The sequence below is a fragment of the Paraglaciecola mesophila KMM 241 genome, assembly GCF_000315015.1.
Lineage (GTDB): Bacteria > Pseudomonadota > Gammaproteobacteria > Enterobacterales > Alteromonadaceae > Paraglaciecola > Paraglaciecola mesophila.
Genome location: NZ_BAEP01000007.1, coordinates 96648 through 118489 on the forward strand (window position 1 = coordinate 96648; position 21842 = coordinate 118489).

The 21842-nt window shown below is 43.9% G+C and carries 18 protein-coding genes; 13 read left to right on the plus strand and 5 right to left on the minus strand.

Annotated features, from left to right (window positions below; all coding sequences use genetic code 11):
* Positions 1-581: 581 nt before the first annotated feature.
* A complete protein-coding gene (locus GMES_RS02800; RefSeq protein WP_006991050.1) occupies positions 582-1484 on the plus strand; it encodes a GGDEF domain-containing response regulator in 903 nt (300 codons plus the stop codon).
* Positions 1485-1552: 68 nt separating this feature from the next.
* On the opposite strand, the gene GMES_RS02805 is transcribed toward GMES_RS02800, so the two are convergent.
* From GMES_RS02805 to rimK, 3 genes are all read right to left on the minus strand, one after another.
* Positions 1553-2095 (minus strand): acyloxyacyl hydrolase, encoded by a 543-nt coding sequence (locus tag GMES_RS02805; protein ID WP_039986360.1) that lies wholly within the window; start codon positions 2093-2095, stop codon positions 1553-1555.
* 258 nt (positions 2096-2353) lie between these two features.
* On the minus strand, positions 2354-2803 hold the full coding sequence (locus GMES_RS02810; RefSeq protein WP_006991053.1) for an ATP-dependent zinc protease family protein: 450 nt from the start codon (positions 2801-2803) through the stop codon (positions 2354-2356).
* A 71-nt stretch (positions 2804-2874) separates the two neighbouring features.
* A complete protein-coding gene (gene rimK / locus GMES_RS02815) occupies positions 2875-3780 on the minus strand; it encodes a 30S ribosomal protein S6--L-glutamate ligase (protein WP_006991054.1) in 906 nt (301 codons plus the stop codon).
* A gap of 253 nt (positions 3781-4033) precedes the next feature.
* Here rimK and GMES_RS02820 point away from each other — a divergent pair, with 253 nt between their 5' ends.
* The 5 genes from GMES_RS02820 (at position 4034) to GMES_RS02840 (ending at position 11032) form a co-directional block, all read left to right on the plus strand.
* On the plus strand, positions 4034-5023 hold the full coding sequence (locus GMES_RS02820) for a zinc transporter ZntB (RefSeq protein WP_006991055.1): 990 nt from the start codon (positions 4034-4036) through the stop codon (positions 5021-5023).
* 191 nt (positions 5024-5214) lie between these two features.
* The gene (locus tag GMES_RS02825) at positions 5215-6342 is read left to right on the plus strand and encodes a hypothetical protein (RefSeq protein WP_006991057.1); all 1128 of its coding nucleotides are present in this window, start codon (positions 5215-5217) and stop codon (positions 6340-6342) included.
* Positions 6343-6359: 17 nt separating this feature from the next.
* On the plus strand, positions 6360-8528 hold the full coding sequence (gene ovoA, locus GMES_RS02830; RefSeq protein WP_006991058.1) for a 5-histidylcysteine sulfoxide synthase: 2169 nt from the start codon (positions 6360-6362) through the stop codon (positions 8526-8528).
* Between the two features lie 197 nt (positions 8529-8725).
* Positions 8726-9913: an FAD-dependent monooxygenase gene (locus GMES_RS02835; RefSeq protein WP_006991059.1), complete on the plus strand. Its 1188-nt coding sequence runs from the start codon at positions 8726-8728 to the stop codon at positions 9911-9913.
* A gap of 372 nt (positions 9914-10285) precedes the next feature.
* Positions 10286-11032, plus strand: coding sequence for an SDR family NAD(P)-dependent oxidoreductase (locus tag GMES_RS02840; RefSeq protein WP_006991060.1), 747 nt, complete (start codon positions 10286-10288; stop codon positions 11030-11032).
* 100 nt (positions 11033-11132) lie between these two features.
* Here the strand turns inward: GMES_RS02840 and GMES_RS02845 are convergent, their stop codons facing one another.
* Positions 11133-11870 carry a FadR/GntR family transcriptional regulator gene (locus GMES_RS02845; RefSeq protein ID WP_011576385.1) on the minus strand — a complete coding sequence of 246 codons (738 nt, stop codon included), beginning with the start codon at positions 11868-11870 and terminating at the stop codon, positions 11133-11135.
* Between the two features lie 522 nt (positions 11871-12392).
* Here GMES_RS02845 and GMES_RS02850 point away from each other — a divergent pair.
* The 6 genes from GMES_RS02850 to GMES_RS02875 all read left to right on the plus strand — a co-directional run bounded on the left by GMES_RS02850 (position 12393) and on the right by GMES_RS02875 (position 20006).
* Complete coding sequence (locus GMES_RS02850; RefSeq protein ID WP_006991063.1) at positions 12393-14657, plus strand: polysaccharide lyase 6 family protein; 2265 nt, start codon at positions 12393-12395, stop codon at positions 14655-14657.
* Positions 14658-14714: 57 nt separating this feature from the next.
* On the plus strand, positions 14715-16013 hold the full coding sequence (locus tag GMES_RS02855) for an MFS transporter (RefSeq protein ID WP_039986378.1): 1299 nt from the start codon (positions 14715-14717) through the stop codon (positions 16011-16013).
* Between the two features lie 65 nt (positions 16014-16078).
* Complete coding sequence (locus tag GMES_RS02860; RefSeq protein ID WP_006991065.1) at positions 16079-17005, plus strand: sugar kinase; 927 nt, start codon at positions 16079-16081, stop codon at positions 17003-17005.
* A 152-nt stretch (positions 17006-17157) separates the two neighbouring features.
* Positions 17158-18327: an NAD(P) transhydrogenase subunit alpha gene (locus GMES_RS02865; RefSeq protein ID WP_006991066.1), complete on the plus strand. Its 1170-nt coding sequence runs from the start codon at positions 17158-17160 to the stop codon at positions 18325-18327.
* A complete protein-coding gene (locus tag GMES_RS02870) occupies positions 18327-18608 on the plus strand; it encodes an NAD(P) transhydrogenase subunit alpha part 2 (RefSeq protein WP_006991067.1) in 282 nt (93 codons plus the stop codon). Before GMES_RS02865 ends, GMES_RS02870 begins: the two co-directional genes overlap by 1 nt.
* A 12-nt stretch (positions 18609-18620) precedes the next feature.
* The gene (locus GMES_RS02875; protein WP_006991068.1) at positions 18621-20006 is read left to right on the plus strand and encodes an NAD(P)(+) transhydrogenase (Re/Si-specific) subunit beta; all 1386 of its coding nucleotides are present in this window, start codon (positions 18621-18623) and stop codon (positions 20004-20006) included.
* A gap of 153 nt (positions 20007-20159) precedes the next feature.
* On the opposite strand, the gene GMES_RS02880 is transcribed toward GMES_RS02875, so the two are convergent.
* The gene (locus GMES_RS02880) at positions 20160-20513 is read right to left on the minus strand and encodes a hypothetical protein (protein WP_006991069.1); all 354 of its coding nucleotides are present in this window, start codon (positions 20511-20513) and stop codon (positions 20160-20162) included.
* Positions 20514-20764: 251 nt separating this feature from the next.
* Here GMES_RS02880 and GMES_RS02885 point away from each other — a divergent pair, with 251 nt between their 5' ends.
* Positions 20765-21712 carry a cation diffusion facilitator family transporter gene (locus GMES_RS02885; protein WP_006991070.1) on the plus strand — a complete coding sequence of 316 codons (948 nt, stop codon included), beginning with the start codon at positions 20765-20767 and terminating at the stop codon, positions 21710-21712.
* Positions 21713-21842: the final 130 nt, after the last annotated feature.

Below are 21842 nucleotides of genomic sequence, written 5' to 3' on the forward strand. Positions count from 1 at the left end.
TACCCATCAGTCATACAAAGTACGTGTGGCATGTCCTGCATCGAATGTCGTATATAGGACATGTAATACCGCTGATGCGAATAAACTGATTCAAGGTGAGCAGGCGTATAGAGCAAGTTATAGATTTTTTTGAACGAATGTTCAAGTAGCGTGAGAATACCTTTGCGAGTTATCAGTGTCAAATCCTGTCTGTGCTAAACTAAGCGTAACTTGGATTTTGAAACCTTGTAAATCACGCATTTTCAATAAGCTCAGCAATGCTATCGAGTCCATTTTACCACCCAATCGCTGCTGTTAATTGACGCCTTGAACGGCAGTGTGTTGTGCGTAAACGTCTAGAGTAACTGGATTATTCAACTGCGAAGTGCTGTTGTTATAAGCGATTATACTTTTAATCGAGATTTTTCTGATTAATTATGGGGACACCCTTTAAAGTCAATCAGACTTTAGTATATAGTGCGTCGTGAATTGGCTTTGAAATCAATCAGTAAAGCTTGCAATCACCTCCTGTAGTGGGTTTACTACAATCGTTCAGATATTAAAATACTTTTCTTCATACGTATATTTTCATAGTGAGTAAAATGCCTAAAAACGCTGAAAAAGCGCGAATATTGATAGTCGACGATGAGCCGATAAATATTCATGTCCTATCCAACGCATTAAATGATACTTACAACCTATTTGCGGTTACCTCAGGACGAGAAGCGATCGCGTTTTGCATGACGCACGCACCCGATCTGGTGTTAATGGATATGGACATGCCTGACATCAACGGCGTAGAAGCATGTAAAACGTTGAAAGAAAAAAGTGAAACACATGATATCCCCATCGTATTCGTGACGGGACATGGTGATTCAGATGCTGAAGACAAATGTTGGGAAGCAGGCGGCGTTGATTTTTTAACCAAGCCGGTAAACGCCAATACCTTAAATCATCGTATTAAGTCGCACCTCGCGTTAAAAGAGTTAACGGATGAGCTCCGTCGTATGGCCTACCAAGACGGTTTAACTCAAGTCAGTAATAGGCGTTATTTCGATGAGTACCTGTTGCGTCAACAAAAGTTGAGCCAACGTAGTGGAAGTTTCTTCGCTCTGTTGATGTTCGATATCGACTTTTTCAAATCTTACAATGATCACTATGGTCATTTAGCCGGTGATGATTGTTTGCGCTTGGTGGCCAAGGTATTAAAGCAATCTGTAGAGCGCCCTGGGGACTTCGTTGCCCGATTCGGTGGGGAAGAATTCGCTGTTGTGCTACCTGAAACCGATATAGCGGGTGCAATTCTGGTGGCTACAAAGCTGCTAGCTAATGTGCGCGAGCTGGGGATTAAACACAAAGGCTCACCCTTTGGTGTGGTGACAGGAAGTATAGGTATAGCGGCTAGTGACGGTAGCAAAAAGACCTTGCAAGAATTGATCGACACGGCAGATAGGCGTTTGTATGTTGCTAAAACAAGCGGCCGGGATCAATTCATTTCTAAATAGAGTGCGCTTGTCGCAATCTTCTCAACTTTTTAACTTCTATCACGTGAGTTAACCTTGTTGTTAACTCATCAAAATGATTTTGCGTATGCAATGTTCAAAAAGTCCATTCCAGGATTATTACTTCCCAGGCCACCATTGGAATAATGCATGTATCGTAACGCCAAGGATGATGTATTGTTCTGACCAAATTCAACTTTTACTCCCAATCTGTCTTCAAATTGGTAGTGAGAGCCAATATCTTTACCGGCAAATTTTCTATCTTTTACTAGGCTCACGCCGATACCTGCTTCCCATTTCACTGGGTATTGGTCCCATAACGTAGCAAATTGCTTTGATATAACCGGTGACAGAGAAACCGCATAATTAGTCTGGTGGCTATTTTGCTCTCCGTATTCCCAGAAATTGGCGCTGACTTCCCAATATAAATCTACCTTACCCAGCCAAGGTATTTCGGCTACCTGATGGGTAAAAGGCCGGTAAGCCAATCGGATCCCTTGCGTGCTCCCTTCACCATTTAAAAAGTCAATTGCGTACCCTTGCTCTCTAGCATGAACAGTACCTGAGAGTACGACCAAGAAAATTGTTAACCCGAACACGAGTGACCTGCGCATTCTGCCCCTATAAATTGATTAATAATTTACGCTTCAGGGAGCAGAATGAATGCCATCTCAAATGTTCGTTTAAATAGAGTTTAAAAATCAATGAGTTAGTTCATATTCTGGGTAGTGTAGCAAGGCGGGGAATAATGCTATTTTGTAAAATTTCAAATCGAAGAAAGTAAATTCTTCTTATTAGTTGGCGTTATTTTCATGGAAAATAGCACCAACCAAACGATATTAATGATGTTCAATCTGGCTAAAAAAAGCCATTCAATTGACTGATCCCGCGCTGAGCTCATATTCAAGTGAAGGGTCAACCAGAAATTTCCCTGCCATTGCTTCTCGACCTAATAACATCAAATAGGTCATTTCAGAGCGGTCTGTAAGTGTCAATTGAATGTCCCATGTCAAATCGGCCATTTGGATTTCAGTTTTAATGGTGTAACGCTTTTCAAGGGTGGCGGTTGAGCTTTTCACACGCTTGATGGCTTCTACTTTTGCTTCGCGGCGAACAATTTCAGCCACATTGTGGATATTCGGATGAATGTCGAAGCTGACCCAAGTATTACCACCACGTTCGAACTCTTCAATATTGTCTACGTGTAGCGATGAGGTCGTAGCGCCAGTATCAACTCTAACGTTTAACGATTGGATCGTCAGTTCTGGTAAGTCACACAATTCCAGGGTGCCGACTATAGGCTTATTTAAATATCTATGCATCGTTGTATCTCTTCAAGGATGGGCGCGCAAGCAGGTTTTACACAAAGCGCGCCTAGGTTGAATCGTAGCGTCTAACCTTTGCCGCGGGTCTTGGTATTATTAGGTTTGGCATTTTTTACAATAAATTCGATGATCATGCTAGCAACATCTTTGCCTGTCGCTGTCTCAATCCCCTCCAATCCGGGGGACGAGTTGACTTCCATTACCACAGGGCCATGGTTTGAACGCAGAATATCCACACCGCACATGTTTAGGCCCATGGTCTTCGCCGCATCAATAGCTGTTTTGCGTTCTTGTGGCGAAAGCCGCACTAAGCTGGCGGAACCTCCGCGGTGTAAGTTTGAGCGGAACTCACCTGCAGCAGCTTGGCGTTTCATGGCGGCAACCACTTTACCGCCTACGACTAAGCAACGAATATCCGCACCGCCAGCCTCTTTGATATATTCCTGAACTAAAATATTCGCGTTTAATCCCATGAAAGCTTCAATGATAGATTCAGCAGCTTTCTGTGTATCAGCTAGTACTACACCTATGCCTTGAGTACCTTCTAATAATTTAATAACAACCGGAGCGCCCCCGACATTTTTTATCAAGTCATCGATACGGTCAGGCTGGCGAGCAAAGCCTGTACGAGGCATACCAATGCCCTTGCGCGACAATAACTGCATCGAGCGCAATTTGTCGCGAGAACGGCTAATGGCCACAGACTCGTTAATACTAAAGGTACCCATCATTTCAAATTGACGAACCACGGCTGTGCCATAAAACGTCACAGATGCACCGATGCGCGGAATAATAGCGTCGTAATAGGGTAAGGCTTCACCTTTAAAGCGAACGGCCGGGCGGTTGCTGCTGATGTCCATGTAGCAATGCAGTGTGTCGATAATATCGACTTCATGACCTAAGCTTTCGCCTGCTTCTTTGAGGCGTCTGGTGGAATAAAGATTTTGGTTACGCGATAAAATAGCTATTTTCATGTGGATCTCTGAAAAATCAATGAATGTAAACTGAGCCTAAACCCGGACAAAGAATGCAATCAAACACGTTGTTAAGCGTGTCTATTCATTGGATTTGAAGTCATTACTGGAAGTCGTATATGAAGTGACGACTGAATATGTGTAGTGTACACCTTTTAAGATTTTTTAAACCCTGAGAGCGCAAAAAACAGGTTTGCATACACAAAAAGGTGCTTTATATTCGCCACACTTATCGTACGGTGGGAGTAACACCATGCAACATCAGCAAGAACAGTCTTTAAATCAACACGATAGCTTTTTATGGGCGTATTATTTTACGGACGGCTCGGCCAGCCCTGTTGATTTATTAGGACTGAAAGCTACAGAGAATGAACCGGGCTTTACGTGGGTGCATTTGCAGTCGGACTCGATTGACGCAGAGCAAACAATGTATGACCTAGGGTTGTCAAAAAACGTTGCTGACTCGCTGATCGCCCTAGAGACACGGCCTAAAACCTTAAGTATTGATGGTGGCTTAGTCGTTTATTTACGCGGTATTAATACTAACCCTGATGCAGATCCAGAAGACATGGTTTCGTTGCGCTTATGGCTAACCGAAAAGGGCATTGTGTCAGCCAGGCGTAAAGATAGAAAATTATATTCAGTACAAGACGTTAAAAATGATATTGACCAAGGTAGTAAGATATCCAGCGCTGGTGATTTGCTGCTAGAAGTGATTGAGCGAGTGGTCTTCCATATAAGCGAAATGGTGGATATTTTAGATGAAGAGCTAGTCGATTTTGAAACATCAGAATCTATGGATAGCAAAGCACGTCAACGTTTGTCCACTGTGCGCCGACAAGCCGCCTCAATACGCCGTTACCTGGCACCGCAACGAGACGCCCTCGATACACTGTACCGCAGCAACCAGTTTTTGACCCCCGAGCAAGCATTTAGGTTGAGAGAGCTTAGCGATAGAACCACGCGCTATGTAGAGGATTTAGATCTCGCCCGTGAACGTGCAATCGTATTGCAAGACGAAGTACGTAACCGAATTGCAGATCGCCAAGGCATGGTGATGTACGTTTTGTCTCTAGTAACGGCTATTTTCTTGCCTCTGTCATTTCTGACCGGCGTTTTTGGCATGAACGTGGGCGGATTGCCCGGTATTGATAACCCGCACGCGTTCAATGTTTTAACCTTCTCTATGTTGGGGCTTGTTGCCGTATTAGGAGGCTTTATGGTGTGGAAAAAGTGGTTCTGATAGTTGTTACTTATTAACACCGCCAGCAACACAAATATCATCGTACACAGTAAAAACAATCCGCCAAAGCTAGGGCTGGATAATAAAATGCAATTAACGACAAACTTTTTCGGTCCTTAACCGTAATGACCAGTCATAGTTTTCATCATTACCGTTGTGAAAATGGTATTAGCTAAAGTGAAAGGGCCGCGGTGCAAAAGGTAGTAGTATCATCTCATAGTCAGCAAATCAGCCAGCAAGTGCTTCGTCAATTGTTGCAACGCTTTGCCGACTTAGGGCTAACGCCTCTGGTGCATGTGGAGCTAGAAGGAGTCTATGAAACCGCGTCAGCGAAGCATTCTTTAGACTTTGCGAGAGTAAACCAGTCGTTGCTGGATTTGGGCATCAACGGGGCCCTAAAAACAGAATTTTGGCATCAGCAATGGGAATACGTTTCCTTGTTTAACGGTCAATCACCCCTAAAAGAGGCGCAAGATTTAGCCAGTGCAATGCAATTGCTACCGACTATTATGCGCCGCTTTGGCGCCAGTAATGTCTTGCTAAAGCCCGTCGCTTGGGCAGCTGACAAAGGGCGATATGTGCTAGGTTCCGGCGCAATATTTTCAACTGACACTCGCTCTGTTCATATACCTAATGCGATTCAAATGAATGTAAGTGTGGCGGATAATACTGGTCGAAACCTTATACCGCACTCAAATTTAGGCGAGTGGATACAACACTATTTACTGACCAATAGTTTTCACTGCTGTTTGTTATTTCTACCTGAAGAGGATGCCTTCAAGCGTCTTTCCCTGCGCAGCGATTACGGCCTTGATGCTGAATTGAGTTCACCGTTTATGTTATCTGGCGGTCATCAGGGCAGTATTGCCTTGTATAAAGAAGTGGGCAAGCACAACCAACCTATGGGGCAAGAGCCGTTATTCTATGGAGCCAATAACCAGGTACTGAGTTATAGCCATAATTGGCAAAAGACGGCGCGAGTAGAGCATCGAGTCGGGGCCACAAGCCCTGCTTATGATCCATATCTGAATATGATCTTTATCCTATTAAATGTATTACAAGCCATTCAGAGTTGGCACAGTAAAGATGACTTGCCCCCGGCCTTTACTAGTCGAGCATTTCCACCTTCCTTGCATGATAGTCAAAAGAACGATGGGTCGGTGGAATCAGGAGCATTGGCGCTATTTTCTCAGCAGAACTGGTTCCCTCAGCAAATCGATTATTATTGTCAACAGGCCTTTTTGGGGCAATTTGAATCAGTAGGCACCTGGCTACAAACACAGTTTTTGCGGCGCTATACGCCAGAATTGATCACGTAATTAAAGAAGTTAATCATATGCATGCACAACAACTAAACACAATCGCTGAACCAGAAGTAGAGCAGATGCCTAGGCTGAACAAGCCTCCCTTGCTCAGCGGAACCAATGTTGCTGCCAAGCGCAGTGAATTGAAACGTTATTTCCTACAAAATTGGGCGCTTTATGAGTCATTGTTTGACTTGATTAATGACGACTCAGCATTTTATTTAAGGCCGGAGCCTCTGCGCCATCCGCTCATATTTTACTTTGGTCATACGGCCGTTTTTTACGTTAACAAGCTGATGTTGGGGAATTTTATCGGCGAGCGAGTCGATAAGCATATTGAGTCTACTTGTGCGGTGGGTGTGGATGAAATGTCGTGGGACGATTTATCCCCTGATAATTACCAGTGGCCGACAGTCAGCGCTGTACGTGACTACCGTCATAAAGTGAAAGCTATGGTCAGCCGGTTTATCGATGACATGCCGCTGACATTGCCTATCACCCAAGATTCCCCAGCATGGATTATTCTGATGGGGTGTGAGCATGAAGGCATTCATATAGAAACCTCTTCGGTCATCATGCGTATGCTCGACACACAATACCTGTCTGATAATGGTCAATGGCCGGCTTGCTCTGATGTCGAATTTGTTAAACCGAAAAACCAACAAAATCTGTTGGTCAATGTTTCCCCTCAAGACATTCGACTGGGTAAACCGAGCAGTAATAACACCTATGGCTGGGATAACGAATATGGAATTTCAGATGTTTCAGTGGGCGCTTTCAAGGCAAGTCAAACCTTAGTATCTAATCAAGAATTTTTGCAATTTATTGATGCCGGTGGTTATCAAACGCCCGAGTTGTGGACAGATGAGGGCAAGGCTTGGTTGAAATATACCCAAGCGACTATGCCGCGTTTCTGGTTGCTTAATGCTGGTGTTTATTACCAGCGTAATCTCATCCAAGAAATCCCGTTACCCGCTAGCTGGCCGGTTGAAGTGAATTACCTTGAGGCCAAAGCGTTTTGTAATTGGAAAGCAAAATCATCACAAGGCTTTGTGCGCCTGCCAACCGAAGCTGAGTGGCAAGTCCTAAGAGACACCTTAAAGAGCGATTTACCCTATTGGGACACCGCGCCAGGTAATATTAATCTTGAGCATTTCGCGTCCTCATGTCCTGTGGACTTGTACCCTCAAGGCGATTTTTTTGATGTGATAGGGAATGTATGGCAATGGACCGAAAGCCCCATAGACGGTTTTGATGGTTTTGCGGTGCACCCTCTTTATGATGACTTTTCGACACCAACATTTGACGGCCAACATAACTTAATTAAGGGCGGCTCTTGGATTTCTACCGGCAATGAGGCGACAAGAGATTCGCGCTATGCCTTTAGACGGCACTTCTTTCAACACGCTGGGTTTAGATATGTTGAGTCAAATAAGGAAGATATTCCCATTACCGAGGTGAATCCCTACGAAAGCCAAGTCGATATCAGTCGAATGCTGCATCATCAATATGGCGTTAACAGTGGTAATAAAGGGCACGATATTCAGCAGGTGTTATATCACTGCCAAACGATGTTGAGCAGCGCAACATGCAACAATACTAAAGCGTTAGATATTGGCTGTGGCACCGGGCGCTTGAGTTTCGAGTTGAGCCATATATTCAAGCAGGTGGACGGTATAGATTTTACCGCGCGTCATATTCAGCAGGCTTTACAACTAAAAAACCGTGGTCAGCTGCGTTATGCATTGCCTAATGAGGGTGAACTGCAGCAATTTATAGAAGTAGGTTTGCGAGACGTCAATCTGAACGGGTGCTATGACAATCTGCACTTCACCCAAGGAGATGGGCATAACTTGAAGGCGCATTTTGATGATTACGATCTGATTGTTGCTCATCGCGTACTTGATGTACTTTACGATCCGCAATTATTTATTAATCAAATGTTAGGCCGCCTGAAACAAGGTGGAATTTTACTGCTCTGTAGCGCCTACCAATGGTCAGAGGCGCTGACCCCTAAGCAGAAATGGCTAGGTGGCTTTAAAGCTAACGGTGAAAATCAAACCAGCGAGACACATTTAAAGCACTTATTAGCAGTGCACAGTGAATTGCTTACCGAGTCTGAGGTTATTAGTGATGTCCAGTTAGATAGTAGAAGCAGCCAGCGACAGCGAAATCATTTAACGTTGTGGAAAAAACACTAAGCGCAGTGTAAATCACTAAGGTAAACGCTGTATTCTACGGCGTTTTTTGCTTTTGATACTGATACACTCCGCTCACAGGTTATGCGCCGCGAAGCTATCCGTAAAATTATAATGCGATAAGTAGTTCGATAAGTAGTTCGATAAGTCGTGCGATAAATAATGCGATAAATAGTGCGGTAAAATGGTGAACATGCTTTATGCCTAAAAAAGTGATTATCGCTGGTGGCGGTATTGGTGGTTTAAGCGCAGCACTTGCGCTCAACCTTCAAGGTTTTGACGTAGATATTTTTGAGCAAAGTGACGCTTTAAAAGAAGTAGGGGCGGGTATACAGCTAAGCCCAAATGCCATGCACGCGTTAACGGCATTAGGTGTGCAGGATAAGATAATAGCACTTGGTTTTTTGCCGCAAAATGCCACGATGCGTCATTATCAAACAGCAAAAACGTATTTACAGATGCCATTAGGTTCTGCGATTGAGCAAAAATATGGTGCCCCTTATGTACATATTCATCGCGCTGACCTACACAAAATTCTCTACCAAAGCGCTTTAGAGCGCGGGGTAAAAATAACCTTAAATGCACGCGTAAAATCTTACAAGCATGTTAATACAAGTAATGCACAGCAAGTAAAAGCTGAATTGGCCGATGGTGGTGAATTGCACTGCGATGTATTAATTGGAGCTGATGGTATTCGCTCTTCAATAAAAAAGTGCATGTTGCCCCAATCCGAAATCCAATTTACTGGGCAGGTGGCATGGCGCGGCACTATAAAAAGTCAGAACGTACCCAAGGGACTGGTGAACCCTGAGGCAAACTTATGGGTTGGCCCAGGGGCGCACGTAGTGAGCTACTACGTTCGAGGTGGCGACGAAATTAACGTAATCGCAGTGCAAGAGCGTGAACAGTGGGACGATGAACGCTGGAACGTTGATGGCGACATAACAGCCTTACGTGCCTTGTTCTGTGACTGGCATCCTGATGTGCAGCAACTACTGGGTAAAATGGATGACTGTTTCTTATGGGGCTTATTCGGCAGCGCACCATTAGAAACTTGGGTAGACGGGCAGGTAGCCCTTTTAGGCGATGCCTGTCATCCCATGTTACCATTTGTGGCACAAGGTGCAGCGATGGCGATTGAAGATGGTGCTTGTTTAGCTAAAGCGCTATTAAGTGAACCACGGATGAACCATGCTCTTTTGAATTACCAATCTCAGCGTCTCGCACGAGTGACTAAAGTACAAAAAATGGCCGCCAACAACGCTGGTTTATATCACATGCAAGGCCTGAGTAATAAAATGAAACTACAGGCTTTGAAGCTTTTAAACATGATGTCTGCAGACCTTGCTTCATTCCCTATGTCATTTATTTATCGCTTTAACCAATAGCGTCAATCGAATTAGCGATAAAGTTAATTGGTCAAGCAAGCTTAAGGGGGAGTGCATTAATCATGCGCTGATTTTTTCTTGCCTCGCTTATGACCGCAGAACGTATTTATACTCTCGGACGGCCGCATTTAGCAGCACTACTTCTTAGTACTGAGAAAATAGCTTCGAGTAAACTTTTTAACAAAAAAACTAAAAAAACAACAATTGGTAAAGCCAAAGTTAATTAATTGGTTGACAATGAGTGTGTTAATTAGTTAGTTTAGCCTTGTAGACTTGGATTGGTAATGTACTTAGGCGGGCTGTGCGGTGCTCCTTGGGGAACTGATTGAAAGTTTATGTATATACTAATTTGAAAACCCAGTGGAGAATATTATGACAATGAAAGGCAAAGTAGCCATAGTGGCAGGTGGTGGGCGTGATATTGGCCGCGCTTGTGCATTAGAATTGGCCGGCCGTGGTGCAGATGTGGTGATCACTTATCTTGCCAGCGAAGCTACCGCACAGAGTGCAGTTGAAGAAATTGAAAAACTTGGTGTTCGTGCGGTTGCAATCAAAGCCGACTTAACACAACAACAAGATGTTGATGCGTGTGTACAAAGCACAGTTGATAAATTTGGCAAAGTAGATTGCCTAGTGCATGTTTCAGGTGGTTTGGTTGAGCGTGTTAAAGTAGCAGACATGAGTCTTAGCCACTTCCATAAAGTGATGGACTTAAACCTAACATCACTTTTCATGATGACTCACGCATGTATACCTCATATGCCTAAAGGCAGCAGCATAGTGACATTAGCATCTCAAGCGGGTCGTGATGGCGGCGGCGGTGGTGCAGCGATTTATGCTACTTCGAAAGGCGCAGTAATGACATTTACACGTGGTCTAGCGAAAGAGCTTGGTCCAGACATTCGTGTTAATGGCGTTTGCCCAGGCATGATCAGCACTGGCTTCCACGATACTTTCACCCCTGACGCAGTGCGTGAGAAAGTGGCTGGCTCTACAGCGTTGCAACGTGAAGGTAACTCTGAAGAAGTGGCTAAATTGGTTGCCTTCTTGGCATCTGACGAAGCATCGTATATGACGGGTACTAACGTTGATATCAACGGTGGTATGTTGTTCTCATAATCGAGTTATCGTTTATGTAAAAAAAGCCAACATATGTTGGCTTTTTTATTGGCTAGAATTCTTCATCGAGGTACGAGAGTACTTAAAAACTAACGTACGCCTATGCTTGTTTAATGACGTGCGACAGTGAATATAAGCCTCTGGTTTCAATCGTTTGACGGCGTACTTCTTCTAACGCTTGCGCTTCTTTAGCTTCGAATAGTGCGTTTATCAACCGGTTAAAGTGCTGGTGCATAGCAGCGCGAGCGGCTTGGTTGTCACGCTTCTTAAGGGCTTGATATATGACAGTATGCTCGTGTAACCGTTTTGAACTACTTTGGCTACAAACACCTTTATAGGCTGCTTTGACCTCGGCATTGGTATCGCGTACTTGCCATAAGTTCTCAACGGCAAGCAATATCGCGTTATTACGCGTTGCACGAGAAATAATCATATGAAAATCGCGATCAGCATGTTCTGGGTTTTCTTCTTTTTCCATTGCGTCGAGCGTGCTTTTCAAATCACGTAATTCATCATCAGTGATGGTTGTGGCCGCAAGCGCGGCAGCTTCGCCTTCAACCAACGCTCGGGCCTGAGTGAGCTCAAAGGCACTAATGTTATTCAACGGTTTTGGAGCATGTTTGCTGGCCAACACGTAAACACCAGAGCCTGTTTTTACCTCAACTCGTTCCCTTACTTCCAAAGCAATAATCGCTTCTCGAATGGTAGGACGGCTGACGTCAAACGTTTCTGCTAACTCGCGTTCTGGGGGTAAGCGGCTTCCTGGCTGGTATAAACCGGACTCAATAAGCTGTTCTATTTTTTCGACTATATTCCAGAATAATCGACGACTCTTCATTTTAGACATCCCGCTCTGTTTCTTATCTATCTACTACTTACCGGCATTCTACCACATTTGCAGATTATGCAAGCGCTTTAGAAATAGGTATAGCATATTTTAACAACTATGTAGCAAATACTTAACTATCATTATTACCAATATCAAATTTATTGGTAATAACATATTTGTTAAATTGGTTAATATTAGTTTGACATTTAATTCGACTATTGGTTACATTGGAGGTGTGGTATACGGATAATATCGCAAGAGCATATTAAAGTGATGCACGAGCGAAAGAATAAAAAGGCGTATGCAACAAGTAACGGGTTAGATCGCCAACTTACACAAACCCTCTGTACCCTACACTTATTGTGTACTTTGGCGATTTTTTTCGACCCTGCTGTCATCTTTAAAGTGCGCTTTGCATCCGCACATGTAAAGCGCACTTACTATTTGTGCTAATGCGGCAGACATGTAGCAATCAAGATGGTTAGCATCAGATTGTTTGTTAATTTTCATAACAGGATTGGGCACTCATTTATGCGCGCGAATTTTCACTTTATTTCTTTGGCTCGTCCAGCTCTGCTGTCGTTTGTATTCATCGCGTGTCAAAACGCCTTGGCAGCAGACACATTGGTCAAAACGCCTGAAGCCTATGAAGACGCGCTAAAAAGCGCTCAACCTGGTGACGCTATCATTTTGGCTAATGGTACATGGCAAAACTTTGAAATTTTACTCGAAGCCAAAGGCAACAAAGAGCATCCCATAACCCTACGTGGTGAAACGCCCGGTAAAGTATTTCTTACTGGGCAGTCAAACTTGCGTTTAGCTGGTGAGCATCTCGTTGTTAGTGGGCTAGTCTTTAAAGATGGTTATACCCCCACGGGGGAAGTCATTGCATTTCGCCGGAATAAAGACAAGCTAGCTAACCACAGTCGCGTAACCCAAGTCGTTATTGATAATTTCAGTAATCCTGAAAAATTCGAACAAGACAGCTGGGTGATGGTATATGGCAGGCATAATCGGTTTGACCATAATCACTTAGTGGGTAAGCGCAATAAAGGTGTGACGATGGCAGTGCGTTTGACTAGCGAGTCTAGCCAGCAAAATTATCATCGTATTGACCATAATTACTTCGGACCGCGCCCTATTTTGGGCTCTAACGGCGGTGAAACATTGCGTATTGGTACGAGTCATCATTCATTAACGAATTCTTTCACTACCATCGAAAATAATTACTTTGACCGCTGTAACGGCGAAGTGGAAATCATCTCAAATAAGTCGGGCAAAAACAGTATCCGCAACAACGTATTTTTCGAATCTCGAGGCACGTTAACCTTACGCCACGGTAACGGTAATATTGTTGAAAATAACGTGTTCTTTGGTAATGGGGTTGATCATACGGGTGGCATACGGGTGATCAATCGTGATCAAATTATTCGAAATAACTACCTTGAAGGCTTAACTGGTTATCGCTTTGGCAGTGGCTTAACAGTGATGAATGGCGTACCGAATTCAAAAATTAATCGCTACCATCAAGTAGACAATGCCCTGATCGAAAACAACACTTTAGTTGATGTGGAGCATATTCAATTTGCTGCAGGCAGTGACAAAGAGCGTTCTGCAACGCCAGTTAACTCATTAGTGAGAAACAACTTGATCATGAATGTTCAGGGCACTGACGGAATAACCGTGTTTGATGATATCAGTGGCATTAAGTTTAAAGGTAATTTGCTTAATCAAGATGCAAAAGCGACCCTTGATAAAGGATTCGAGCAGGCCGAGATTACCCTGAAGCGCGCGGATAATGGACTATTGTATCCGGCGGATGAAGCACAGCGTAAGTTTGGTGTGAGCATTGATATCAAACCAGTTACCAAAAATGACGTCGGCGTGAGTTGGTATCCTAAAGTGGAGCCAGACGTCGCCTTCGGGTCGGGAAAAACTATTTCTGTGACGCCAGGGGACAATACCTTGTTTGAGGCGGTCGCTTCTGCCGAGTCTGGTGACGTTTTAGTTCTGCAAGCTGGTGAGTACTGGGTTTCGAAAATACTAAAGTTAGACAAAACCCTTTCCATCCAAGCGGAAGATAAAGACACCGCTGTGATTTACCCTCAACGCTCTACGCTTATTGAAATCAATAATATGGGTAACTTAACATTGGATGGCGTGCAGGTTGATGCTAAGAATGCCCCTGATGCGGCAGGGAACACGCTTATTCGCACCACCCGTTTACCTATGCAACGCAACTACCGCGTGGTAATAAAAAATAGTACTTTCGAAAACCTTAATATTAACCACTCCTATCACTTTTTTGATGTAGGTAATCGCAGTTTTGCAGACTACATTCAAGTAACTAATAGCCATTTTTCTCATATTACCGGTGACTTATTTCGCTTGAACAAAGAGACGGATGATCTGGGTATTTACAATGTTGAATATCTCACTATTGAGGATTCCACGGTAATGAACCTTGAAGGGGCGATAGCCAAGGTCTATCGAGGTGGAACAGATGAAAGCACCTTTGGCCCTCATGTTGTGCTAAACAACAACACATTCAGTGAAATTGGCAAAGGCAAGCGTAATAAGAGTGAAGCGAGTTTGATATTGCACGGTACTCAGGTGAATAAGGTAACGGCGAATAAGTTTATTAATTCAGCTCCTGTGATCTTTGAACTTACCGTTGGAGAGCCGAAAACTTGGATAACCGATAACGTATTTGAAGGGACGTCAGAACCCATCATCAAAGACCTATTTCCACTTAGCGGTGTAACGACAACAATAAGCGGCAATACAGTCCTTTAATCACTAAATGCGTTTTTTGGTCTAATAATGACGTTAGACAAACAAGAGTATAAAAATATGAAAATGAAAAATTTACGTTGGTGGGTAGTGTCTCTGGTTGCCCTAGCAACCGTGATTAACTACATAGATCGTTCTGCATTAAGCGTGCTTTGGCCTGATATCGTACAAGATCTCTTTCCAGAAAAATCAGATTTAGAACGTAAACAGATATACGCAAATATTTCGATTGTATTCATTTTATCTTATGCCTTTGGCCAAGCGATATTTGGTAAAATATTTGATTGGGTGGGTACTCGATTAGGCTTCGTTTTGTCTATTGGCGTGTGGTCTTTGGCAACTGCCGCTCATGCCTTTGCTCAGGGCGTACTAAGTTTCAGTATATTTCGCGCCATTCTTGGTGTTGCAGAAGCAGGGAACTGGCCAGGTGCAGCTAAAAGTAATGCTGATTGGTTTCCAAGCAAAGAACGTGCGCTTGCCCAAGGGATTTTTAATTCAGGCGCCGCTATTGGCGGCATCATTGCGATCCCCCTTATTGCCTATTTGACCGTGTTTTTCAATTGGCAGATGGTGTTTGTTGTGATCGGTTTGGTGGGTTTATTGTGGCTCGTTCCGTGGATTATTCTAGTAAAGGCTCCGCCGAAATCACATCCATGGATCACAGAAGATGAGCGAGCATACATTTTAAGTGGTCAGCGCACAGTTGAGTCTGATACCACTAGCGAAGAAGACGAGTACAACCCAACCACAAAGGAGTTGCTGTCGCGCAAGCAAAGCTGGGGCGTGATTATTGCCTCTGCTGCGATTGATCCCATCTGGTGGTTGTTTGTTTTTTGGATCCCTATTTACTTGAACGAAGTGTACCAGATGGATGTAAAAGCCATTGGTATATACGGCTGGGTGCCTTATGTAGGCGCTATGATTGGCGCGTGGTTTGGTGGTTTATTGGCGCAAAATCGAATTAAAGCGGGCTGGAATGTGGACAAAACCCGCAAGCTCACCATTACCTTAGGTTGCCTGATCATGTTGCCCGCTTTATTAGCTATGGCTAACCCCGGCGGCCCAACGACTGCGGTTATCATCATGGCTGTTATCTTGTTTGGTTTTCAAACAGCGATAGGTAACGTGCAAACGCTACCCAGTGATCTTTATGGTAAAAAAGCGGTGGGTACCTTATCTGGCTTTTCAGGTATGGCAGCAAAATTAGGTGCTTTGGGGTTAACTGCTTTAGTGCCGATTTTAACGGCCGACGGCAACTACACTCCGGCCTTCGTTATCGGTGCTTCTCTGGCTGTAATTGCGATGCTGGCGATTTGGGTATTAATCCCGAAAGTAGAGCCTTTAAAAAGCCAAAAATAGCTCATTTAAACAATATTGATCGAAGTTCGTAGGGCTTCTTTAATCACTTATACCCAGGGTGTGTTATGCAAAAAGTTGTGTTGATAGGCGAGTGCATGTTGGAACTGCGCGAAGGTAAAGATGGTGTTATGCATCAGTCATTTGCAGGGGATGCATATAATACTGCGGTGTATCAGAAGCGTGGTTTTCCGAAGCAAAATGTATGCTTCATGAGCGCAATTGGCCAAGATGTGGTCAGTGACAAATTACTCCAGCACTGTGAAAAGGCATCTTTGAACACCCAGTACTTGTCACGCAAAAGTGAACAGAACCCTGGAGTTTACATGGTTCAAACCGACGAACACGGCGAGCGCTCATTCCTTTATTGGCGAGAAAACTCAGCCGCTCGCCAACTTATGCGCTACGTTGACAGTGAGATGGTCGATTCCATGCTGGACAGTGATTTGGTATTTTTCTCAGGCATTTCATTGGCAGTGATACACCCGGATGATCGACCTGCATTTTGGGCAATGCTTAAAAAATTAAAAGAGAATGGGGTCAAATTAGCTTTTGATCCTAATTACCGCCCAAGACTGTGGGCCTCGCCAGAAGAAGCGCAACAGCAATTTCATTACGCTTATCAACTGACAGATATCCTTTTACCTGGGATTGATGACTTCGCTCAGTTGTATGATTTAACGCAACTCAGTGAAATTCTAGAGTTTTGCCAGCCTTATGACATTCACGAATTAGTCATAAAAAATGGTGCTAACAGCGTTTACTGTCAGTTAGGTAGTAATCTTATCCACCTCCCCATCGCACCAGTAGAGCATGTTGTTGACACCACCTCTGCGGGCGACTCATTTAACGGTGTTTATCTTGGAGCCAGATTGGCAGGTAAAGAGATAGAGCATGCTGTGAGCCTAGCATCTAAGGCAGCGGCAATCGTTATTCAGTACCCTGGCGCCATCACTCCTGAGTCAGAATTTATTGAGCGTCTTAATCAACAATAGTTGACATTCATCACTGCAATTAATGTAAGTCTACGTTTTTATAACGATTTTTACATATTCTATATAACTAAACTGAATTATTAACTTGCACTCGAGCAGTGCATAGTTTGTGCACTGTTGTGAGTCAAATTGTAACAAAACTTGGAGGGCCTATGCCTATTATTGCATTTCCGGCTGAAATGAAAGCAGGTGAAAAACGCTGTGCGCTTTTACCTGTTAACGTAAAGGCATACAAATTACTGGGTGCTGATGTGCTGATCGAATCTGGCTTAGGTCAGCATATTAACGTTACTGATAATGAATATGTAGAGGCGGGGGCGAGTGTTGCTGCCAACCGCGGTGAGTTGTTGAACAAAGGCGACATTGTTCTGAGTTTGCACAAGCTCAGTGCTGACGAAGTCTCGTTGTTAAAGCAAGACGCACTTGTGGTGAGTTACTTGGACCCTTTCAATGAACCCACATTCGTGGATACCTTATGCCAAAAGGGTGTAACCAGTATCAGCATGGAAATGATCCCGCGTATTAGCCGTTGTCAAAAGATGGATGCGCTAAGCTCCCAGGCCAGTTTGGCGGGCTATGTGATGGTTATGCAAGCCGTAAATACTTTACCTACTGTACTGCCCATGATGATGACGCCCGCGGGTACATTAAAGCCAGCTAAGGTATTTATTATTGGCGCTGGTGTCGCTGGGTTACAAGCAATCGCGACCGCGAAACGCTTAGGGGCAAGTGTAACTGCATTCGATACGCGTACCGTGGTAGCAGAGCAAGTACGTTCGTTAGGCGCTAAGTTTTTGGACATTGATTTAGGCGAAACAGGGGAAACCGGACAAGGTTATGCCCAAGCACTGACACCTGAGCAAATGCAAATTCAACAACGTGAGCAAGCCAAATGTATTTCTGATTCAGATATTGTGATCACCACTGCACAACTGTTCGGACGTAAGCCTCCAGTGCTGATTAACCATGAAACAATAGCGTCTATGCGCCCAGGCAGTGTGATTGTTGATATGGCTGCTGAGACTGGCGGCAACGTTCAAGGCAGCGTATCAGGGGAAACAGTTAGTATTCATGGTGTGAATGTTATCGGTACAGGCGCATGGGCAAATGGCGTAGCAAAACACGCAACTCAGATGTATGCCGCTAACTTATATAACTTGATCAGCGAGTTTTGGTCGAAAGACGATAACCGCTTCGCTTTGGATATCGAAGATGAAGTGCAATCGGGTTGTATTATCACCTATCAAGGCAAGGTGGTGAACACCATGATCAGTGATTTTTATGCATCTCAAAAACAAACTACAAAAGACGGGGTAGCGTAATGGAAGCCATTTATTTGCTATTTATTTTATTGCTGTCGATTTTCGTCGGCTTCGAACTAATTCAAAAAGTGCCTGCTACTTTGCATACGCCCTTGATGTCTGGGGCGAATGCGATTTCTGGGATCACAGTGGTGGGTGCTCTGGCCTTAGCTGGAGATGAAACCTTGGGTGAATATGCCATGTACTTGGGTGCGTTTGCCGTATTTTTGGCGACGATTAACGTTGTGGGTGGCTACTTGGTCACCGATAGAATGTTAGCCATGTTCAAGAAAAAGCAGTAGGTGGAACAAGATATGACATCAAATATAGATTTAGTGATAAATTTCACTTATGTAATTTCTGCAGCCTTATTCATATTCGGCTTAAAACTTCTTGGTCACCCATCAAGCGCCCGTAAAGGCAACCTTGTTTCTGCTGTCGCCATGTTATTGGCAATAGTAGTAACCTTACTTGATAACAATATTGTGAATTTCCAATGGATTGCCATCGCCATGCTTGCTGGTGGTGTTGTTGGGTTCTTTGCCGCGCGCCTAGTGGCCATGACAGACATGCCTGAAATGGTGTCTTTGCTAAATGGTGTGGGCGGCTTAGCCAGTGTATTTGTTGCTTGGGCGACCATTCAAAGTGGTGCCGGGTTAACCGCCTTTATCTTAATCGTTACCTTTTTAGCACTGTTGATAGGTGGCGTGACATTCTCAGGCAGTATTGTTGCCTGGGCCAAGTTGAGTGAGCGTATCACGGGCCGTGCGGTGACGTTTAGCGGCCAAGCCATTGTTAACGTGATTATCGTTTTGGCGATAGTCGCCACTGGGTACGCCTTTGTTGCACAGCCCGATTTTGCCTTATCGTCAGCAGAGGTTTTGTATGTTGCTTTAGCGTTATCCTTGCTATTTGGCATCATGTTGGTTCTGCCTATCGGCGGCGCTGATATGCCTGTGGTTATCTCATTGCTTAACAGTTATTCAGGTTTAGCGGCTTGTGCAGCCGGTTTTGCACTGCAAAACAATATCCTAATTGTTGCAGGTTCTCTGGTAGGGGCAAGCGGTATCATTCTGACCAATATCATGTGTAAAGCGATGAATCGTTCATTGAGTAACGTACTGTTCTCAGGCTTTATGGCGGTGCATAAATCCGACATGGTTATCGAAGGGGAAGTGAAACCTCTTTCCGCTGACGATGCCTTCTATGTATTAGAAGCCGCGCAGTCAGTAGTGGTTATTCCTGGCTACGGTATGGCGGTTGCACAAGCACAACACGTAATGAAAGAGTTGCAAATTCAGCTTGAAGAAAACGATTGTGAAGTAGCTTATGCTATTCACCCTGTTGCTGGGCGTATGCCTGGGCACATGAACGTACTTCTTGCTGAAGCTGACGTTTCTTATGAGCATCTGTTCGAGATGGACGATATTAATAAGCGCATTGAAAACTTCGATGTGGCTATGGTTATCGGTGCGAACGACGTGGTTAATCCGGCCGCTCGTGAAATGAAAGGCAGCCCTATATACGGTATGCCAGTTATTAATGCTGACCTAGCTAAGAACGTATTTGTACTTAAACGTGGCATGGCGTCAGGCTTTGCGGGTATCGATAATCCACTATTCTTTAAACCCAATACACGCATGATATTCGGTGATGCAAAAGAAACACTGAGCAGTATCGTTAGGCAGTTTAATGATTAGTCTGCCTTTGTTTGGATGATTTAAAATCACTCCAACCAATGAAAAGCCCTCTTGGCACTAGTATGCCAAGAGGGCTTTTTTATGTGCATTTGATACCAACTCAATTAAATATTTAGCCACTCAGCAAAAATTTAATGGAATTGGTACGATTGTTTATCGACTTTCGAAATTCGCTAGCTTCTCGCGGTATGGCGTGCACCCTTCATAAGCTTCTTTATAATGCCACTGCTCTATAATTTTTTTCTTATCTGTGATGACGGTTAACGCACATTCAACATTGACTTGTGAAGGCTGCATCATGTCTTTGGCGATAAGGGGATCTTGGCCTTCTAAACCGTTTGCGTGCTCTGTCTCGGTCACCAAACCAATATGATTACGTTCAATGTGAAAGGTATGAATGATTTTATTATCAACCAACTCTATATCATCAGGGAAACCAATCACGCTAAAAAGCTGATTAACAGGTTGCCCCTTGAATGGCGTTAAGCCATCTTCTAATGGTATCAACGTGGCGCATCCAAATAATGCTAGAGGAGCAAGTATTAAGGAAAAATAGTGTTTCATAAAGCGGCGTATTCTCAGTAGGTAAAGGCTGTTTAAAAGACAGAGTTTGCACGCTCAAGTTCAATTAATGCAAGCGTGCTAGAGCAATAAAACTAAACATTTACACTTTGCATACTTTGATTGAGGAAATGAAAGACAATTAGATTTGTGATAGTTATATCGCAACGTTAGAAATTGGATCAATAACTCAGATCATGGCTCAAGTAAAAGAAACAAAGCGCGCGCATACTCATTCTGAGCACGGACATCCAGAGCATGGGCATTCTCACCACGGGCACCATCATTTCGACCCTTCATCAGATCGTATTGGCTGGGCATTTCTGCTCAATGTCACCTTTACTATTATTGAGTTCATTGGCGGTTGGTTAACCAACAGTACCGCAATCATGGCGGATGCCGTACATGATTTAGGCGATAGTCTGTCTATTGGCACTGCTTGGTTTTTACAGCGCGCGGGCAATAAACAAGCGACTGAGCGATTTTCTTATGGCTTTAAGCGACTGTCATTGTTAGCTGCCATGCTTAACGGGGTTGTGCTGGTGTGCGGTTCGATATGGGTGCTGATTGAAAGCATACCGCGCTTGTTTGCCCCAGAAATGCCTCACACTGAGGGAATGTTTCTACTTGCCTTACTAGGCGTTGGCGTAAATGGGTTTGCTGCTTACAAATTAAGTGCAGGAAATACGCTTAATGAGCGCGTGCTAAATTGGCACTTAATTGAAGATGTTATGGGTTGGGTAGCGGTGCTGATAGTGTCAGTGGTGTTGATGTTTGTTAATTTGCCCATTCTGGATCCGTTGCTTTCTATCGCGTTTACCTTATTCATTTTGTATAACGTTGTGCGCAACATTAACTTGACCCTTGGGCTATTTTTACAAGGCGCACCCGATGAGCAGATTCAATTGCAAATTAAAAAAAGGTTACAACAAATAGAGTTTGTTGAAGATATTCACCATCTACATTTCTGGTCATTAGACGGTGAACAACACGTGCTAACTGCGCATCTGGTGTTGAAGCAACTACTACAGCCTGAGCAACTCGTGGCGATTAAATGTGAAGTGGCAGAGTGCTTAAGTGAATACAAGCTTTCCCATACCACTATTGAATTTGAGTTTCCTGAAGAAGCATGTCGAGATGACTAATCTTGCTTAATCATTAATACACTCGCTATGCTAGGCCAATAAAAGAAAAAAGGGTGATTGCCTATTGATGGTAATCCCCCTTTTTATTGACTGTTGACTCGTTAAAAAGCAAAAACTAACTCATCAGACT

Coding starts and splice junctions, on each gene's coding strand:
- rimK (WP_006991054.1), bottom strand. CDS start 3,780: ATGAAAATAGCTATTTTATCGCGTAACCAAAATCTTTATTCCACCAGA.
- GMES_RS02845 (WP_011576385.1), bottom strand. CDS start 11,870: ATGAAGAGTCGTCGATTATTCTGGAATATAGTCGAAAAAATAGAACAG.
- GMES_RS02860 (WP_006991065.1), top strand. CDS start 16,079: ATGCAAAAAGTTGTGTTGATAGGCGAGTGCATGTTGGAACTGCGCGAA.
- GMES_RS02835 (WP_006991059.1), top strand. CDS start 8,726: ATGCCTAAAAAAGTGATTATCGCTGGTGGCGGTATTGGTGGTTTAAGC.
- GMES_RS02820 (WP_006991055.1), top strand. CDS start 4,034: ATGCAACATCAGCAAGAACAGTCTTTAAATCAACACGATAGCTTTTTA.
- GMES_RS02885 (WP_006991070.1), top strand. CDS start 20,765: ATGGCTCAAGTAAAAGAAACAAAGCGCGCGCATACTCATTCTGAGCAC.
- GMES_RS02800 (WP_006991050.1), top strand. CDS start 582: ATGCCTAAAAACGCTGAAAAAGCGCGAATATTGATAGTCGACGATGAG.
- GMES_RS02875 (WP_006991068.1), top strand. CDS start 18,621: ATGACATCAAATATAGATTTAGTGATAAATTTCACTTATGTAATTTCT.
- GMES_RS02855 (WP_039986378.1), top strand. CDS start 14,715: ATGAAAATGAAAAATTTACGTTGGTGGGTAGTGTCTCTGGTTGCCCTA.
- GMES_RS02850 (WP_006991063.1), top strand. CDS start 12,393: ATGCGCGCGAATTTTCACTTTATTTCTTTGGCTCGTCCAGCTCTGCTG.
- GMES_RS02865 (WP_006991066.1), top strand. CDS start 17,158: ATGCCTATTATTGCATTTCCGGCTGAAATGAAAGCAGGTGAAAAACGC.
- GMES_RS02805 (WP_039986360.1), bottom strand. CDS start 2,095: ATGCGCAGGTCACTCGTGTTCGGGTTAACAATTTTCTTGGTCGTACTC.
- GMES_RS02840 (WP_006991060.1), top strand. CDS start 10,286: ATGACAATGAAAGGCAAAGTAGCCATAGTGGCAGGTGGTGGGCGTGAT.
- ovoA (WP_006991058.1), top strand. CDS start 6,360: ATGCATGCACAACAACTAAACACAATCGCTGAACCAGAAGTAGAGCAG.
- GMES_RS02870 (WP_006991067.1), top strand. CDS start 18,327: ATGGAAGCCATTTATTTGCTATTTATTTTATTGCTGTCGATTTTCGTC.
- GMES_RS02810 (WP_006991053.1), bottom strand. CDS start 2,803: ATGCATAGATATTTAAATAAGCCTATAGTCGGCACCCTGGAATTGTGT.